At 57.8% G+C, this 16713-nt stretch carries 15 protein-coding genes; 6 read left to right on the top strand and 9 right to left on the bottom strand.

Going from position 1 to position 16713, the window contains the following annotated elements:
* Positions 1-21: 21 nt before the first annotated feature.
* The 5 genes from lysM to qseB form a co-directional block, all read right to left on the bottom strand.
* Positions 22-462: a peptidoglycan-binding protein LysM gene (gene lysM / locus IM265_RS00775; protein WP_028014428.1), complete on the bottom strand. Its 441-nt coding sequence runs from the start codon at positions 460-462 to the stop codon at positions 22-24.
* An 85-nt stretch (positions 463-547) separates the two neighbouring features.
* On the bottom strand, positions 548-862 hold the full coding sequence (locus tag IM265_RS00770; protein ID WP_032664433.1) for a putative quinol monooxygenase: 315 nt from the start codon (positions 860-862) through the stop codon (positions 548-550).
* Positions 863-893: 31 nt separating this feature from the next.
* Positions 894-1475, bottom strand: a complete 582-nt coding sequence (locus IM265_RS00765; protein ID WP_041908121.1) for an NAD(P)H-dependent oxidoreductase — start codon at positions 1473-1475, stop codon at positions 894-896.
* Positions 1476-1580: 105 nt separating this feature from the next.
* Positions 1581-2918, bottom strand: coding sequence for a quorum sensing histidine kinase QseC (qseC, locus tag IM265_RS00760; RefSeq protein WP_193031830.1), 1338 nt, complete (start codon positions 2916-2918; stop codon positions 1581-1583).
* Positions 2915-3574 (bottom strand): quorum sensing response regulator transcription factor QseB, encoded by a 660-nt coding sequence (qseB, locus tag IM265_RS00755; protein WP_193031833.1) that lies wholly within the window; start codon positions 3572-3574, stop codon positions 2915-2917. Before qseB ends, qseC begins: the two co-directional genes overlap by 4 nt.
* A 139-nt stretch (positions 3575-3713) precedes the next feature.
* On the opposite strand from qseB, the gene IM265_RS00750 reads away from it, so the two are divergent.
* The 5 genes from IM265_RS00750 (at position 3714) to IM265_RS00730 (ending at position 11166) form a co-directional block, all read left to right on the top strand.
* A complete protein-coding gene (locus IM265_RS00750; RefSeq protein WP_023309189.1) occupies positions 3714-4115 on the top strand; it encodes a YgiW/YdeI family stress tolerance OB fold protein in 402 nt (133 codons plus the stop codon).
* A gap of 118 nt (positions 4116-4233) precedes the next feature.
* Positions 4234-6492: a DNA topoisomerase IV subunit A gene (gene parC, locus IM265_RS00745; RefSeq protein WP_041908127.1), complete on the top strand. Its 2259-nt coding sequence runs from the start codon at positions 4234-4236 to the stop codon at positions 6490-6492.
* 162 nt (positions 6493-6654) lie between these two features.
* A complete protein-coding gene (gene plsC, locus IM265_RS00740) occupies positions 6655-7392 on the top strand; it encodes a 1-acylglycerol-3-phosphate O-acyltransferase (RefSeq protein ID WP_028014424.1) in 738 nt (245 codons plus the stop codon).
* A gap of 58 nt (positions 7393-7450) precedes the next feature.
* Positions 7451-8863 carry a cell division protein FtsP gene (gene ftsP / locus IM265_RS00735; protein ID WP_028014423.1) on the top strand — a complete coding sequence of 471 codons (1413 nt, stop codon included), beginning with the start codon at positions 7451-7453 and terminating at the stop codon, positions 8861-8863.
* 131 nt (positions 8864-8994) lie between these two features.
* Positions 8995-11166 (top strand): YgiQ family radical SAM protein, encoded by a 2172-nt coding sequence (locus tag IM265_RS00730; RefSeq protein ID WP_224066003.1) that lies wholly within the window; start codon positions 8995-8997, stop codon positions 11164-11166.
* Positions 11167-11239: 73 nt separating this feature from the next.
* Here the strand turns inward: IM265_RS00730 and dkgA are convergent, their stop codons facing one another.
* Positions 11240-12067: a 2,5-didehydrogluconate reductase DkgA gene (gene dkgA, locus IM265_RS00725; protein WP_021242117.1), complete on the bottom strand. Its 828-nt coding sequence runs from the start codon at positions 12065-12067 to the stop codon at positions 11240-11242.
* Positions 12068-12172: 105 nt separating this feature from the next.
* Positions 12173-13336 carry an alcohol dehydrogenase gene (yqhD, locus tag IM265_RS00720; protein ID WP_041908132.1) on the bottom strand — a complete coding sequence of 388 codons (1164 nt, stop codon included), beginning with the start codon at positions 13334-13336 and terminating at the stop codon, positions 12173-12175.
* 195 nt (positions 13337-13531) lie between these two features.
* Here yqhD and IM265_RS00715 point away from each other — a divergent pair, with 195 nt between their 5' ends.
* Positions 13532-14431 carry an AraC family transcriptional regulator gene (locus tag IM265_RS00715; RefSeq protein ID WP_193031835.1) on the top strand — a complete coding sequence of 300 codons (900 nt, stop codon included), beginning with the start codon at positions 13532-13534 and terminating at the stop codon, positions 14429-14431.
* A 45-nt stretch (positions 14432-14476) separates the two neighbouring features.
* On the opposite strand, the gene yghB is transcribed toward IM265_RS00715, so the two are convergent.
* Both yghB and metC read right to left on the bottom strand, forming a co-directional pair.
* Positions 14477-15136 (bottom strand): DedA family general envelope maintenance protein YghB, encoded by a 660-nt coding sequence (yghB, locus tag IM265_RS00710; protein ID WP_028014419.1) that lies wholly within the window; start codon positions 15134-15136, stop codon positions 14477-14479.
* A gap of 143 nt (positions 15137-15279) precedes the next feature.
* Entirely contained in the window at positions 15280-16467 is a 1188-nt protein-coding gene (metC, locus tag IM265_RS00705) for a cystathionine beta-lyase (protein ID WP_193031837.1), read from the bottom strand.
* Positions 16468-16713: the final 246 nt, after the last annotated feature.

Raw genomic sequence — 16713 nt, 5'->3', positions numbered from 1 at the left:
GGGCGACCCCCGACTCGCGGATCACGCTTTAGGAATACGCAGCGTCTGGCCGGGATAGATTTTATCCGGGCTGGAGAGCATCGGGCGGTTAGCCTCAAAAATCTTGTTGTACTGGTTGGCATCGCCGTACACGGTTTTGGAGATAGCGCTCAGGGTGTCGCCGGATTTTACCGTGTAGTAGGTGGCTTCATCTTTGGCATCGGTCGTGGTGATGTTGTTCTCCACCTCGCTGACGCCCGCGATGTTGCCGACGGCGACCTGGATTTTTTCTTTCTGCTCCTGGGTCAGCCCGTCACCCGTCACGCTGGCCTTGCCGTCGGTAACATTAACCTGAACTTTGTCTGAACCGGGAATGTTGAGTTTCTTGAGGTGCTCGGTGATTTTGTCGCTCTGACCTTTGTGGTCGGTCAGGTTATCCCATAGCTTTTCGCCTGCTTCTTTCACGAAGTTAAAAAGACCCATTCCATCCTCCTGTTAATCATGAAGTCAGAATAAGCATAGCAGGTCAGAGAGAATTCCCTCCCCGGAAGGAGAGGGAAGGCAGGTTTTAAACCCCTTGCTCCAGAATACGGATGTGGGTCTCCAGCACGTCACCCTTCACCGCATCGCTCCACGCTTTCATGTGCGTGGTCTGCAGGTGTGCTTCGAGGTGCGCGACGGTTTCCCACTGCTCAACCATGATAATGGAGTCTGGCGCAGTGGCCTGGAAGCTTGCGTCGGTAGCGGCGTCCACCATCGGCGCGTAGCCGTGGCAGCCTTCTTCTTTCAGTACGGTTGGGATGATTTTCGCGAACTGATCCAGCACCGCCTGGCGGTGATGTTGACCTGGACGAGTACGGATTTCTGCGATTACTGTAAGCATGGTTACTACTCCTTTAATTCCAGGCTACCAGTTAAGCAAAAATTTTCGCGAGATGCTTGCGATATTCTGCGATATAGCTCGGGACGTCAGGCATTTTAATCACGTCGTTGACGATAAAGGTCGGCAGCGGATCCATCCCCAGGAACTGGTTCGCCTTGTGGAACGGCAGATACGCGCCGTCTACGCCCACGCCTTCGAAGAACTGATCTTTTTCGGTGAAGGCCTCCAGAGGGGCGTTCCAGGTCAGGGAGAGCATATATTTTTTGCCCTGAATCAGGCCGCCGGAGCCGTATTTTTTAGAGGCGTCTGAGCGGGTGCGTCCGTCGCTGGCATACAGCGAACCGTGACCTTCGGTGAAGACGTCGTCCATGTACTTTTTCACGGTCCACGGCGCGCCCATCCACCAGCCCGGCATCTGCCAGACAACCACATCGGCCCACAGGAAGTTCTGCACTTCGGCCTTCACGTCATAGTTGCTGTCCGCGCGCACGACCTTAACATCATGCCCGGCGTCGCGCAGGAAACCGTCCGCGACCTCGGTCAGGGTGTCATTCAGCTGGCCTTTAGAGTGCGCGAACTCTTTAGCGCCGTTGATAATCAGAATATTGCTCATTATTTGTCCTCGGTGATGAGAGTATGCCAGGTATTCTACGCGCGAGGACGGAGCGGAAAAATAAGCAAAATGTGCAAAGTCTTTTGCGCTAAATGCAATAATCCCTTACCAGTTAACCTTCACTTCAAAGCCGCCTTCTGGCGCATTGCCCAGTGAGACGCGCATGCCGTGCAGCGCGGCAATGCGTTTCACAATGGATAGCCCCAGCCCGCTGCCCGTGGCGTCCTGACCCGGTGGACGATAAAAGCGCTCGCCGAGACGCGCCAGCGCATCGGGCGAAATGCCCGGGCCATTGTCGCGCACGGTAACGCTACGGGTGTTCAGCGTCACGTCTACCACGCTGCCGCGCGGGCTGTAGCGGGTGGCGTTATCCAGCAGGTTACGCGCCAGCAGGCTCAGAAGCAGCTGCTGACCCGTTCGGGTCACCTCCGGCGCGTTGATGTGCAGGCGTATATCAATACCCGCCTGCTGTGCCGAAGGATAAATATCCATTACCGCAGACTGCAGCAGATCAGCCATCGCTATCTGTTCTACGCCGTCCAGGCTGTCCAGAGAGTCCAGGCGCGACAGGGTGAGGAGCTGATCCACCAGCCGGGAGGCGCGGTCGATACCCGCGTGCAGCTGCGCCAGCGCTTTTTCCTGCGCCTGCGGATCGTCCTGAGAAAGCTGCGCCACGTCGGTTTGCACCTTCAGCGCCGCCAGCGGGCTGCGCAGCTCGTGGGCGGCGTCGGAGGTAAAGCGGCGCTCGCGGGTCATCATCTCCTGGGTACGGGTAAAAAGATGGTTCAGCGAGTCGAGCAGGGGGCGCACTTCCGCCGGCACGCCCTGAGTGGGCAGGGCGTCGGTGGCGTCCGGCGAGCGGGAACGCAGGGTCTGGGCCAGCTTTTTCAGGGGCTTCAGCTCCCGGCTCAGCAGGACAATAAGCAACAGCAGCATCACCGGCAGCGCCACCAGCCACGGCGTCAGCTGCGAGCTGACCACGTCCAGCGCCATATCCTGCCGGTACTCCCACTCCTGGCCGACAACGACACGGTATTTTGCGTCTGGCGACGTCAGCCATAAAAAGCGCCATTCATCGTTGTCATCCTGAAGCCGTCCGTCATCAAAGCCGTCACGACGATAGTGATACGGGATATCGCGCCCGTTTTCGCCGTCGTTAAGGAGCATCGTGCCGTCTGAAGCGTAAATAGCGAAGGCCAGCGCGTCATCGTCCAGATGCCCGTGTTTGGCCTTTTTCGGCACCTCGCGCATGCGCTCCGGCGCGCGGATCTCGTCCAGATCCATCGTCAGCAGCCGTTTGGCAAACAGCATCTGCTGGGTGTCGAACAGCTTATCGAGCTTGTGGGTGGTCTGCTGCCACGCCACCAGGCTGGCGGCAAACCAGGCCGTCAGAGACAGCGCTAAAAAGAGGAGCGTCAGGCGCAGCTTCAGGCTCAGCTTCATGCGTCACCCAGGGTGTAGCCGATGCCGTGCACGGTGCGGATAAACTCGCTCCCGAGCTTGCGGCGTAAATGATGGACATGGACTTCGACGGCGTTGCTGGAGACGTCATCGTCCCAGGTATAAAGCTTTTCCTCGATCAGCTTGCGCGGCAGCACCCGGCCCGCGTTGCGCATCAGCAGCTCCAGCAGGGCGAACTCTTTGGGTTTAAGCGTCAGCGTTTCGCCCTCCAGCGTGGCGACGAGGCTTGCCGGATCGAGCGTCACCTTGCCGTGGCGCAGCTCGCTGCGGGTATGACCGTGGCTGCGGCGCACCAGTGCTTCCAGACGGGCGGCCACTTCTATCAGCGCGAACGGCTTACAGAGATAATCGTCCGCACCGAGGCGCAGCCCTTCAACGCGCTGGTTCAGCGCATCCCGCGCGGTCAGGATCAGTATCGGCTCGCTGCGGCCGCTTTCGCGCCAGGCGCGCAGGATCTCCAGACCGTCAATTCCCGGTAGAGTCAAGTCAAGCACCACGGCATCATAGGGCGCTGAGGCGAGCGCGGCCTGCCCGGTTTTCCCGTCGGTAAACCAGTCCACGCTAAAGCCCAGTTTGCTTAAGCCTGCTTTGATGCCATCGCCGATTAACCTGTCGTCTTCTACCAGTAAAATGCGCATGTTCCCTCCTTGATGCCGTCAGTAAACCCTCTGCAAGCGCCTGCTGTACAGTAAAAATAAATAAATTTTTCCCTTAAGAAGTTGTTAAGGTTTACCCTGTTTAATGGACTGCGAAACGACGTTAAAGGGAGAGATGAAGATGAAAAAATTCGCTGCAATTGCTGCCATCATGATGATGACCACCGCGCCGGTCTTTGCTGCACAGGGCGGCTTTACTGGACCATCTGCGACACAGACCCAGACGCAAACCCAGCAGGGCGGTTTTGTCGATAACAACGCCAACCTCACCACCGCGGCTAAAGTGAAAGATCTGAAGGACGATGCCTGGGTGAAGCTGCGCGGGAACATTACCGAGCGCCTGTCCGATGACCGCTACACCTTCCGCGACGAGTCCGGCACGGTGGTGGTTGAGATTGACCACAAGCGCTGGAACGGCGTGACCGTCACCCCGCAGGATAAAGTAGAGCTGCAGGGTAAAGTCGACAAAGACTGGAACGAGTTTGAAATCGACGTGAAGCAGGTTATCAAGCTGAACAAATAACCCGAAAAGGGCCGCTTATGCGGCCCTTTTTCTTTGTGACTCAATTCGTCAGATGAGGTAGTATCTGCGGCAATATTGCCTGAAACCCTTCGGTTTCTGAGTTGAGGAATCACACGTAATGAGCGATATGGCAGAGCGCCTCGCGCTACATGAATTCACGGAAAACGCCTACCTGAACTACTCCATGTACGTCATCATGGACAGGGCGTTGCCGTTTATCGGGGATGGCCTGAAGCCCGTTCAGCGCCGCATCGTCTATGCGATGTCCGAACTGGGGCTGAACGCCACCGCTAAGTTCAAGAAATCCGCCCGTACCGTGGGTGACGTACTGGGTAAATACCATCCGCACGGCGACAGCGCCTGCTATGAAGCGATGGTGCTGATGGCCCAGCCGTTCTCTTACCGATATCCGCTGGTGGACGGGCAGGGGAACTGGGGGGCGCCGGACGATCCGAAATCCTTCGCAGCGATGCGTTATACCGAATCCCGCCTGTCCAAATACGCCGAAGTGCTGCTGGGCGAGCTGGGTCAGGGAACCGTTGACTGGGTGCCAAACTTCGACGGTACGCTGCAGGAGCCGAAGATGCTGCCTGCGCGTCTGCCGAACATCCTGCTGAACGGCACCACCGGTATTGCGGTCGGCATGGCGACGGACATTCCGCCGCACAACCTGCGTGAAGTGGCGAAAGCCGCCATCACCCTGATCGAGCAGCCAAAAACCTCGCTGGACGAGCTGCTGGATATCGTGCAGGGGCCGGATTACCCGACCGAAGCCGAGATCATCACCTCGCGTGCAGAAATCCGCAAAATCTACCAGAACGGTCGCGGCTCCGTGCGCATGCGCGCGGTGTGGAATAAAGAGGACGGCGCCGTGGTGATCACCGCGCTGCCGCACCAGGTTTCCGGTGCCAAAGTGCTGGAGCAGATCGCCGCCCAGATGCGCAATAAAAAGCTGCCGATGGTGGACGATCTGCGCGACGAATCGGACCACGAGAACCCGACCCGTCTGGTGATCGTGCCGCGCTCTAACCGCGTGGACATGGAGCAGGTGATGAACCACCTGTTCGCCACTACCGATCTGGAAAAAAGCTACCGCATCAACCTGAATATGATTGGTCTGGACGGTCGTCCGGCGGTGAAAAACCTGCTGGAGATCCTCAGCGAGTGGCTGACGTTCCGCCGCGATACGGTGCGCCGTCGTCTGAACCATCGTCTGGAGAAAGTGCTTAAGCGCCTGCATATCCTCGAAGGTTTGCTGGTGGCGTTCCTCAATATCGACGAAGTGATTGAGATCATCCGTACCGAGGACGAGCCGAAGCCTGCGCTGATGTCGCGCTTTGGCATCAGCGAAACCCAGGCCGAAGCGATCCTCGAACTGAAGCTGCGCCATCTCGCTAAGCTGGAAGAGATGAAGATCCGCGGCGAGCAAAGCGAGCTGGAAAAAGAGCGCGATCAGCTGCAGGCGATCCTCGCCTCCGAGCGCAAGATGAACACCCTGCTGAAGAAAGAGCTGCAGGCCGATGCCGATGCCTTCGGTGACGACCGTCGTTCTCCGCTGCACGAGCGCGAAGAAGCGAAGGCGATGAACGAGCACGACATGCAGCCGTCCGAGCCGGTGACCATTGTGCTGTCGCAGAGCGGCTGGGTGCGCAGCGCCAAAGGCCACGATATCGACGCGCCGGGCCTAAGCTATAAAGCGGGCGACAGCTTTAAAGCGGCCGTGAAAGGCAAGAGCAACCAGCCGGTGGCGTTTATCGACTCCACGGGCCGCAGCTACGCTATCGACCCGATCACGCTGCCTTCCGCGCGCGGCCAGGGCGAACCGCTCACCGGTAAGTTGACGCTGCCGCCGGGCGCAACGGTTGACCACATGCTGATGGAGGCCGACGACCAGAAGCTGCTGATGGCGTCCGATGCGGGCTACGGCTTTATCTGTACCTTTAACGACCTCGTGTCGCGTAACCGTGCCGGTAAAGCGCTGATCAGCCTGCCGGACAATGCCCGCGTGATGACACCGCTGGTGATTGAGAACGAGAGCGACATGCTGCTGGCGATCACCTCTGCCGGACGCATGCTGATGTTCCCGGTCAGCGACCTGCCGGAGCTGTCGAAAGGTAAGGGCAACAAGATCATCAACATCCCGTCGGCGGAAGCCGCGAAAGGTGAAGATGGCCTGGCGCACCTCTTCCTGCTGCCGCCGCAGAGCACGCTGACCATCCACGTTGGCAAGCGTAAAATCAAGCTTCGCCCGGAAGAGCTGCAGAAAGTGGTGGGCGAGCGCGGTCGCCGCGGTTCGCTGATGCGCGGCCTGCAGCGTATCGACCGCGTGGAGATTGATTCGCCTGCGCGCAGCAGCGCGGGCGACAGCGAAGAGTAATGTCATGACACCCCCTCTGTCCGGAGGGGGTATTTCAATAAAATTTCCCGTAAAATCGTTGTTAATTCGTGCGTTGCGATTAACAATACGCGCTCGTAATAAAGTCCTTACCTGGCCACAGGTGAAGTATAATTGTCAGCTGTCAGGGCTTCAGAGGTCGCTATGCTATACATTGTTCGTCTCATTCTTACCGTTATTTACTGCATTCTGGTCTGTATTTTCGGCTCTATTTACTGCCTGTTCAGCCCGCGTAATCCGAAGCATGTTGCCACCTTTGGCCATATGTTCGGTCGCCTTGCGCCGCTGTTTGGTCTGAAGGTTGAAAAACGCCTGCCTGAAGGAGCGGAGAACTTCGGTAACGCCATCTATATCGCCAACCATCAGAACAACTACGATATGGTGACGGCCTCCAATATTGTTCTGCCTCCGACCGTGACGGTGGGGAAAAAAAGCCTGCTGTGGATCCCGTTTTTTGGCCAGCTGTACTGGCTGACCGGTAACCTGCTGATCGACCGTAACAACCGTGCAAAAGCGCACGGCACGATTGCAGAAGTGGTGAATCATTTTAAAAAGCGCCGGATCTCTATCTGGATGTTCCCGGAAGGGACGCGTAGCCGCGGCCGCGGCCTGCTGCCGTTTAAAACCGGCGCGTTTCATGCCGCAATTGCGGCAGGTGTTCCAATTATTCCCGTGTGCGTTTCCAATACTTCTAATAAGATTAATCTTAACCGCCTGAATAATGGTCTGGTGATTGTCGAAATGCTGCCACCCGTCGATACCAGCAAATACGGTAAAGACCAGGTGCGCGAACTGGCAGCACACTGCCGCGAGCTAATGGCTCAGCATATTGCGCTGCTGGATAAAGAAGTCGCAGAAAGAGAAGCCGCCGGTAAGGTTTAATTCGGCGTTAAAGGGAAAAAGAATTCCCGCGTTGTTAGTCGTTTCAGATGGAGCTTATATGTCACTCAGTCGGCGTCAGTTTATTCAGGCTTCGGGGATTGCCCTTTGTGCGGGTGCGATGCCGCTGACAGCCAGCGCCGCCGGGCAGCAGCAGCCGCTGCCCATTCCGCCGTTGATTGAATCCCGTCGCGGGCAGCCGCTTTTCCTCACGCTTCAGCGCAGCCACTGGTCCTTTACCCAGGGCACGCGCGCGCCGGTGTGGGGCATTAACGGGCGCTACCTCGGGCCGACCATCCGCGTGTGGAACGGCGATGACGTTAAGCTCATTTACAGCAACCGTACGGCTGAAAATGTCGCCATGACCATCAGCGGCTTACAGGTTCCTGGCCCTTTGATTGGCGGCGCGGCGCGAATGATGTCCCCCAACGCCGACTGGGCGCCCGTCCTGCCGATTCGCCAGAGCGCGGCAACCCTGTGGTATCACGCCAATACCCCTAACCGTACGGCGCAGCAGGTCTATAACGGTCTGGCCGGCATGTGGCTGGTGGAAGATGAGGTCAGTAAATCTCTGCCGATCCCGAACCACTACGGCGTGGATGATTTCCCGGTCATTATTCAGGACAAACGTCTGGATAACTTCGGCACGCCGGAGTACAGCGAGCCGGGCAGCGGTGGCTTTGTCGGCGATACCTTGCTGGTTAACGGCGCGCAGAGCCCGTACGTGGAAGTGTCCCGCGGCTGGGTGCGCCTGCGCCTGCTCAACGCCTCTAACTCGCGTCGCTATCAGCTGCAGATGAGCGATGGCCGCCCACTGCACGTGATCTCCGGCGACCAGGGCTTTTTACCCGCGCCGGTCTCCGTTAAACAGCTGGCGCTGGCGCCGGGTGAACGTCGTGAAATTCTGGTGGATATGACCAACGGGGACGAAGTCTCCGTCACCTGTGGTGAAGCCGCGAGCATCGTTGACCGTATTCGCGGGTTCTTTGAGCCGTCGAGCATTCTGGTTTCCACGCTGGTGCTTACTCTGCGTCCAACCGGCCTGCTGCCGTTGGTCACCGATAGCCTGCCGATGCGCCTGCTGCCGCAGGAGATCATGAGCGGCTCGCCGGTGCGCAGCCGTGATATCAGCCTGGGCGACGATCCGGGCATCAACGGCGCGCTGTGGGATGTAAATCGCATTGATATCACCGCTCAGCAGGGAACGTGGGAGCGCTGGACAGTCCGGTCAGACATGCCGCAGTCGTTCCATATTGAAGGTGTGTCATTCCTGATCCGCAACGTTAATGGCGCGATGCCGTTCCCGGAAGATCGCGGCTGGAAAGATACCGTGTGGGTGGACGGCCAGGTTGAACTGCTCGTCTACTACGGTCAGCCTTCGTGGCCGCACTTCCCATTCCTGTTCCACAGCCAGACGCTGGAGATGATGGACAGGGGCTCGGTAGGGCAGATGCTGGTGAATCCGGCGCCGTAACGTGCTTTTCTCCCTCTCCCTGTGGGAGAGGGTTGGGGTGAGGGCAACAGCCCGCATAATACCCCTTCATTTCCCACAATGTTCCAGCGTATAATCCCCGCCCTTTTGTCTATTTTTTCTTCGGAAGCACTATGAGCGCAATTTCCCTGATCCAGCCGGATCGTGACCTCTTCTCCTGGCCCCAGTACTGGGCGGCCTGCTTTGGACCGGCGCCGTTCCTGCCGATGTCCCGGGAAGAGATGGACCAACTGGGCTGGGACAGCTGCGATATCATTCTGGTCACGGGCGATGCCTACGTTGACCACCCGAGCTTCGGCATGGCCATCTGTGGCCGTATGCTCGAAGCGCAGGGCTTCCGCGTGGGGATCATCTCCCAGCCCGACTGGAACAGCAAAGACGACTTCATGCGTCTGGGAAAACCAAACCTGTTCTTCGGCGTGACCGCTGGCAACATGGACTCGATGATCAACCGCTATACCGCCGACCGTAAGCTGCGCCATGACGACGCCTACACGCCGGATAACGTGGCGGGCAAACGTCCGGACCGCGCGACCCTGGTTTATACCCAGCGCTGCAAAGAAGCCTGGAAAGACGTGCCGGTGATCCTCGGCGGCATCGAGGCGAGCCTGCGCCGCACCGCGCACTACGACTACTGGTCAGATACCGTGCGCCGCTCGGTGCTGGTGGACTCCAAGGCCGACATGCTGATTTACGGTAACGGCGAGCGTCCGCTGGTGGAAGTGGCGCACCGTCTGTCGCAGGGCGAGCCGGTGAGCAGCATCCGCGACGTGCGCAATACTGCGATCATGGTGAAAGAGGCGCTGCCGGGCTGGAGCGGAGTGGATTCACGCATTATTGATATGCCGGGCAAAATCGACCCGATCCCGCACCCGTACGGTGAAGATCTGCCGTGTGCCGATAACAAGCCGGTTGAGCCGAAGAAAGCGGAAGCGAAGGCTATCGTTGTGCAGCCGCCGCGCCCGAAGCCGTGGGAAAAGACCTACGTGCTGCTGCCGTCCTACGAGAAGGTGAAAGCCGACAAGGTGCTCTACGCGCACGCGTCCCGTATTCTGCACCATGAAACCAACCCGGGCTGCGCCCGCGCGCTAATGCAGAAGCACGGCGAGCGCTTCATCTGGATCAACCCACCGGCGATCCCGCTCTCCACCGAAGAGATGGACAGCGTCTTTGCGCTGCCGTACAAGCGCGTGCCACACCCGGCGTACGGCAACGCCCGTATCCCGGCGTATGAGATGATCCGCTTCTCGATCAACATCATGCGCGGCTGCTTCGGCGGCTGCTCCTTCTGCTCCATTACCGAACACGAAGGCCGTATTATCCAGAGCCGCTCTGAGGATTCGATCATCAATGAGATCGAAGCCATTCGCGACACGGTGCCGGGCTTTACCGGCGTGATCTCCGATCTCGGCGGCCCAACCGCGAACATGTATATGCTGCGCTGCAAGTCGCCGCGCGCGGAGCAGACCTGCCGTCGTCTCTCCTGCGTCTACCCGAGCATTTGCGAGCACATGGATACTAACCACGAGCCGACGATCAACCTCTACCGCCGCGCGCGCGATCTGAAGGGCATCAAGAAGATCCTCATCGCTTCCGGGGTGCGTTACGACATCGCCGTGGAAGATCCTCGCTATATCAAAGAGCTGGCGACGCACCACGTCGGCGGTTATCTAAAGATTGCGCCGGAGCACACCGAAGAAGGCCCACTGTCGAAGATGATGAAGCCGGGCATGGGCAGCTACGATCGCTTTAAGCAGCTGTTCGACACCTACTCGAAGCAGGCGGGCAAAGAGCAGTATTTGATCCCGTACTTCATCTCCGCGCACCCTGGCACGCGCGATGAAGACATGGTGAACCTGGCGCTGTGGCTGAAGCAGCGTCGCTTCCGTCTGGATCAGGTGCAGAACTTCTATCCTTCACCGCTCGCCAACTCGACGACCATGTATTACACCGGCAAAAATCCGCTGAGTAAGATTGGCTACAAGAGTGAAGAGGTGGTGGTGCCGAAAGGGGATAAACAGCGTCGTCTGCATAAGGCGCTGCTGCGTTACCACGACCCGAAAAACTGGCCGCTGATCCGCCAGGCGCTGGAAGATATGGGTAAAAAACACCTTATTGGCTCGCGCCGCGACTGCCTGGTACCCGCTCCTACGCTGGATGAGATGCGCGAAGCGCGTCGCCAGAACCGCAATACGCGCCCGGCGCTGACCAAACATACGCCGATTGTGCATCAGCGTTCGAACGGTAATTCCAGTGTAAAGAAACCTGTGAAGCGTAAAGCGTAAAAGAAAACCCCGGCTTGCCGGGGTTTTTTGTAGGTCGGGTAAGGCGAAGCCGCCACCCGGCGTTTTAACGCGATTAACCGCCAAACTGATCCGGGTCCGGCCCAAGCCGCTTACCTTTATCCAGCTTCGCAATTTCACCCAGCTCGTCTTTGTCCAGTCGGAAATCCCAGACGTCGAAGTTCTCGGCAATGCGCGACGGCGTGACCGATTTCGGGATCACCACCAGGCCGTTATCCAGATGCCAGCGAATGACGATCTGCGCCGGGGTTTTGCCGTATTTATCCGCCAGGTCGCGGATGATTTTCTGATCGAACACGCCTTCACCGCCCTGCGCCAACGGGCTCCAGGACTCGGTCTGGATCTTGTGGGTGGCGTTCCAGGCGTGAAGCTGGCGCTGCTGCAGCAGCGGGTGCAGCTCGATCTGGTTAATCACCGGAGCGACGCCCGTTTCGTCAATCAGGCGCTGCAGGTGATGCACCTGGAAGTTACAGACGCCGATGCTTTTCACCAGCCCCTCTTTCTGCAGTTCAATCATCCCTTTCCAGGCGTCAACGTAATGGTCGATGGCCGGAACCGGCCAGTGCATCAGGTACAGATCGACGAAATCAAGCTGGAGTTTCTCCAGGCTCTCCTGCAACGCTTCGCGGGGGCGCTTTTGATCGTCGTTCCATAGTTTAGTGGTGATGAACAGCTCATCGCGAGGGACGCCGGCGCTGGCCAGCGCGGTCCCCACGCCGTCCTCGTTTTTGTACGCGGCGGCGGTATCAATCGACCGATAGCCGACTTCGAGTGCTTTATGAATGGCGGAGACGACCTCGTCGTTACCGGCTTTCCATACACCTAGCCCCAGCTGGGGCATCACGTTGCCGTCCTGCAGCTTGATTACGGTTTGGTTTGCCATTTTTCCTCCTTCAGGTGCGCATCGCCGGAGGGGGACTCCGGCGATGGGGTGTGCATTAAGTCTGGACGAAATGTCAAAAAACGAAAGTCAGGATGCCAAAAACGCTTAGCGTGCCGCTTCGTAGATTCGACGGCTGACGTCCAGCGTAATGTCGCCATGCTCGCCCAACTGGGTCATGCCGTGCTCTTCAAGTTTTGCCAGCAGGGCAGGGATGGAGCTGCCGTCCAGGCCGTAGCCGGACAGACGCGTTGGCACGCCCAGGCTTTCAAAGAAGTTACGGGTCGCTGCAATGGCGGCATCAATACGCGCATCGTCAGAACCCTCGGTGATGTTCCACACGCGCTCGGCGTACTGCAGCAGTTTGGCGCGCTTGGTATCCCGTTTTTCGTTCCACAGCGCAGGCAGCACAACGGCCAGCGTCTGGGCGTGGTCCAGGCCGTGCATCGCCGTCAGCTCGTGGCCCAGCATATGGGTTGCCCAGTCCTGCGGCACGCCAGCGCCGATCAGGCCGTTCAGCGCCTGCGTCGCGGCCCACATGACGTTGGCACGCACGTCGTAGTTTTCCGGCTCTTTCAGCGCTTTCGGGCCGTCTTCAATCAGCGTCAGCAGAATGCCTTCCGCGAAGCGATCCTGAATTTTGGCATTAACAGGGTAGGTCACGTACTGCTCGACGGTGTGTACAAAGGCATCGACCACGCCGTTCGCCACCTGACGCGCGGGCAGGGTGTAGGTGTAAACCGGATCCAGAATGGCAAAGACAGGCTGAACGTGTTCGTTCATAAAGGCCTGCTTGTCGCCGGTAGTTTTGCGGGAGATCACCGCGCCCTTGTTGGATTCAGAACCCGTCGCTGGCAGGGTCAATACGGATCCCATCGGGATCGCGCTTTTAATGTCGCTGCCGCGGGTTTCCAGGATGTGCCACGGATCGATGCCATCAGCGTAGTGCGCTGCTGCCGCGATGAATTTAGTGCCGTCCAGCACGGAGCCGCCGCCGACCGCCAGCAGGAAGGTGATGTTTTCTTCGCGGGCGATTTTCACCGCGTTCATCAGCGTTTCGTAAGACGGGTTTGGCTCAATGCCGCCGAACTCACGCACGTCCAGTCCGTCCAGAGCGCTGTAAACTTGATCCAGCACGCCGGTTTTTTTCACGCTGCCGCCACCGTAGGTGATCAGCACGCGGGCGTCAGCAGGGATCTGCGCGCGCAGGTCGGCGATAGCGTCTTTACCAAACAGAATGCGGGTTGGGGTGTGAAGATTAAAGTTGTTCATTGCTCGTTCCCTTTAGTGGGTGAAAAACCGTGGTGGCGCTGATGGCTACCTGATGCTGCTCATTGTGGCCGTCCGGGGCCAGGCTCTCAATGCACATTCCTGCCGATGTCTTGCCCATTTCTACAGAGCGCTGGAGAAACTTCGTAAAAATGCGCAGACTGTGAGGGTCGGAAACCGTACCCGGAGTAACGTAAAATGAACCGTGAAGCGATCTGCCTTCAGCTTACCTCGCAGATTAAAGTGCTGATAGATAAAGAAAATAATGTTAGCGACCTGCTGCCGGACATTCGCCTGCTCTACGGCACGCAGCCCGGGACGCGCACGCCGGTGATGTACCAGCCGGGCATCGTTTTTCTCTTTTCAGGCCATAAGATTGGCTATATCAACGAGCGGGTGTTCCGCTACGACACCAATGAATATCTGCTCCTGACGGTACCTTTACCCTTCGAATGTGAAACCTTCGCGACGGAGGCGGTCCCGCTGGCGGGTATTCGCGTCAACGTCGATATTCTTCAGCTGCAGGAGCTGCTGATGGAGATTGGCGAAGACGAGCTTTTCCAGCCGTCGATGGCCTCCAGCGGGATTAACTCGGCGACGCTGTCGGAAGAGATCCTCTGCGCCATTGAGCGCCTGCTGGACGTCATGGAAAGGCCGCTGGACGCGCGTATTCTCGGCAAGCAGATTATCCGCGAAATTCTTTATCACGTGCTGCTGGGGCCGGGCGGCGGGGCGTTACTTGCGCTGGTGAGCCGACAGACCCACTTCAGCCTGATCAGCCGCGTGCTCAAGCGTATTGAAAGCCAGTACACTGAGAACCTCAGCGTTGACCAGCTGGCGGCGGAAGCGAACATGAGCGTTTCGGCGTTTCACCACAACTTTAAGTCGGTGACCAGCACCTCGCCGCTGCAGTACCTCAAAACCTACCGTTTGCATAAGGCACGGATGCTGATGATTCACGACGGCATGAAGGCCAGCGCGGCGGCCATGCGCGTCGGCTATGAAAGTGCGTCGCAGTTCAGTCGGGAGTTTAAGCGCTATTTCGGCGTCACGCCGGGAGAAGATGCGTCACGTATAAGAACGATGCAGGGCGCCTGAGGGGAAACGTAGGCCGGGTAAGCGGTAGCGCCACCCGGCTTTTGTTTATGCACTGCAATACTTTTTCTTAATCACCACCGCAATGGTACCCACCAGCCCAGCAACCAGCAGGAATATCGGCAGGATCATCAGGAAGGTCATCACCTGATCTTCATGGTGCTTCACAAAGGGGATCATGTTCAGCGCGTAGCCGAGGGTGGTTACCACGCCAACCCACAGCAGGGCGCTCAGCCAGTTGAAGAACTGGAAGCGGCGGTTAGACAGCCCGGAAATACCCGCCATGGTGGGCAGAAGGGTGCGAACAAACGCCAGGAAACGCCCGGCGAGCAGCGCCAGCAGGCCGTGGCGGTCAAACATACAGGTCGCACGCTGGTGATATTTATGCGGTAACTGCGCCAGCCAGCCCTTCACCACACGCGTGTTCCCCAGCCAGCGGCCCTGCAGATAGCTCAGCCAGCAGCCCAGGCTCGCGGCGGAGGTAAGGATAACCATCGTTGGCGTAAAGTCCATGACGCCTTTGCCGATCAGCGCCCCGGCAAGCAAAAGCAAACTGTCACCGGGTAAAAACGAGGCTGGCAGTAATCCATTTTCCAGAAACAGCGTCGCGAACATCACGAAATAGACGACGCCTACAACGTGGGGATCCGCCAGGGCGGCAAAATCATGTTGCCAGAGCGCCGCGATAATATCTTGAATAACAGCCATGGACTTTCCTGTGGAACAGCAGAGATAACGCTATTGTACTCCCAATTTCACCTGTCGGGATTGATCGCAGGCGCAACTCATGCAGACTTTTCTGCTTGCAGTGTTCACAAATGCGTCCGGGGAGTACATTTTCAGCCCGCACTCTACACGATACGTTCAAAGCCTGCAGATAAATCCGCAATTAAATCGTCCACATTTTCTAAACCGATATGCAATCTAATGAGGGTGCCGCTGAAGTCCACTTCACCACCGGGGCGCAGGGCCGCGATCTGCTCCGGCTGATTCGGCAGGATCAGAGATTCAAAACCGCCCCAGGAGTAGGCCATGCTGAAGAGGGTAAAATTATCCAGATAGCTTGCCAGTTCGTCATTACTCAGCCGTTTTTTAAGCACAAACGAGAACAGCCCGCTGCTGCCCGTAAAGTCACGTTGCCAGAACTCATGACCTTTACTACCCGGCAGCGCCGGATGGTTCACGCGCTCAACCTGCGGATGCTGCGCCAGCCATTCAGCGATTGTCAGGCTACTTTCATGATGCTGACGCAGACGCACGCCGAGCGTACGAATGCCCCGGCTGGTCATGTATGCCGTGTCTGCATCCACCATCTGGCCCATCAGGTAGGCATTTTCCCGCAGCTGGTCCCAGCAGCGCGCGCTGGAAACCGCGGTGCCAATCATCCCGTCAGAGTGTCCAATCAGGTATTTCGTTGCCGCCTGAATCGAGATATCAATATCGAATTCCAGCGCCTTAAACAGCACACCTGCCGCCCAGGTGTTGTCGATCATGATAATCGCCTCTGGCGCTTTGCTGCGCGCGGCCTTCACGATAGCCGGAACGTCGTGCACTTCCATGGTGATGGAGCCAGGAGATTCCAGGAACACAATGCGCGTGTTTGGCTGGATAAGTTCAGCAATGCCTTCACCAATCAGCGGGTCAAACCAGCTGGTGGTCACGCCGAGCTTGCTGAGAATTTTGGTGCAGAAATCCTGGCTGGGTTCATAGGCGGTGTTGGTCATCAGGATATGGTCGCCCTGTTCCACAAACGCCAGAATGGTGTTGGCGACCGCCGCCGCACCGCACGGGAACAACGCGCAGCCTGCGCCCCCCTCCAGCTCGCACATCGCTTCCTGCAGCGAAAAATGGGTTAGCGTGCCGCGGCGACCGTAGAACAGCCCACCTTTTGCGCGGTTACGCGTGGCGATTTTTTTCTCCTCAACGGTATCAAACACCAGCGAGGAGGCGCGTTGAATCACGCTGTTGACCGATCCCTGAGTGTATTTCTTGCTGCGTCCCGCCTGCACCAGCGTGGTATCAAGATGCTTCTTGGTCATGTTCGCTAACCCTGTTTTTATACGTCTGGACGTCCAGACTACCACGATTGTAAAAAACTGCACCCGCATGCTTATCGAATAAGCAGAAAATATTAGCAAAAAAGCGCATAAGAAATTTTTACTGCGTAAGCGCAAGGAAACTGAGCGAAAATTACGGCACCATGTAAATACTAATGAGAACGACTATCAATTCGACGGCTTTTTGATATTATTACGTTCAGATTTTGTGATTTGCGTCCTGGAGAT

Source organism: Enterobacter cloacae complex sp. P17RS, from assembly GCF_014895885.1.
Classification (GTDB): Bacteria; Pseudomonadota; Gammaproteobacteria; order Enterobacterales; family Enterobacteriaceae; genus Enterobacter; species Enterobacter bugandensis.
The sequence above is the reverse complement of the archived record's forward strand: the minus strand, read 5'-3'. Positions and strand labels throughout refer to the sequence as shown.

Coding starts and splice junctions, on each gene's coding strand:
- lysM (WP_028014428.1), bottom strand. CDS start 462: ATGGGTCTTTTTAACTTCGTGAAAGAAGCAGGCGAAAAGCTATGGGAT.
- IM265_RS00770 (WP_032664433.1), bottom strand. CDS start 862: ATGCTTACAGTAATCGCAGAAATCCGTACTCGTCCAGGTCAACATCAC.
- IM265_RS00765 (WP_041908121.1), bottom strand. CDS start 1,475: ATGAGCAATATTCTGATTATCAACGGCGCTAAAGAGTTCGCGCACTCT.
- qseC (WP_193031830.1), bottom strand. CDS start 2,918: ATGAAGCTGAGCCTGAAGCTGCGCCTGACGCTCCTCTTTTTAGCGCTG.
- qseB (WP_193031833.1), bottom strand. CDS start 3,574: ATGCGCATTTTACTGGTAGAAGACGACAGGTTAATCGGCGATGGCATC.
- IM265_RS00750 (WP_023309189.1), top strand. CDS start 3,714: ATGAAAAAATTCGCTGCAATTGCTGCCATCATGATGATGACCACCGCG.
- parC (WP_041908127.1), top strand. CDS start 4,234: ATGAGCGATATGGCAGAGCGCCTCGCGCTACATGAATTCACGGAAAAC.
- plsC (WP_028014424.1), top strand. CDS start 6,655: ATGCTATACATTGTTCGTCTCATTCTTACCGTTATTTACTGCATTCTG.
- ftsP (WP_028014423.1), top strand. CDS start 7,451: ATGTCACTCAGTCGGCGTCAGTTTATTCAGGCTTCGGGGATTGCCCTT.
- IM265_RS00730 (WP_224066003.1), top strand. CDS start 8,995: ATGAGCGCAATTTCCCTGATCCAGCCGGATCGTGACCTCTTCTCCTGG.
- dkgA (WP_021242117.1), bottom strand. CDS start 12,067: ATGGCAAACCAAACCGTAATCAAGCTGCAGGACGGCAACGTGATGCCC.
- yqhD (WP_041908132.1), bottom strand. CDS start 13,336: ATGAACAACTTTAATCTTCACACCCCAACCCGCATTCTGTTTGGTAAA.
- IM265_RS00715 (WP_193031835.1), top strand. CDS start 13,532: ATGAACCGTGAAGCGATCTGCCTTCAGCTTACCTCGCAGATTAAAGTG.
- yghB (WP_028014419.1), bottom strand. CDS start 15,136: ATGGCTGTTATTCAAGATATTATCGCGGCGCTCTGGCAACATGATTTT.
- metC (WP_193031837.1), bottom strand. CDS start 16,467: ATGACCAAGAAGCATCTTGATACCACGCTGGTGCAGGCGGGACGCAGC.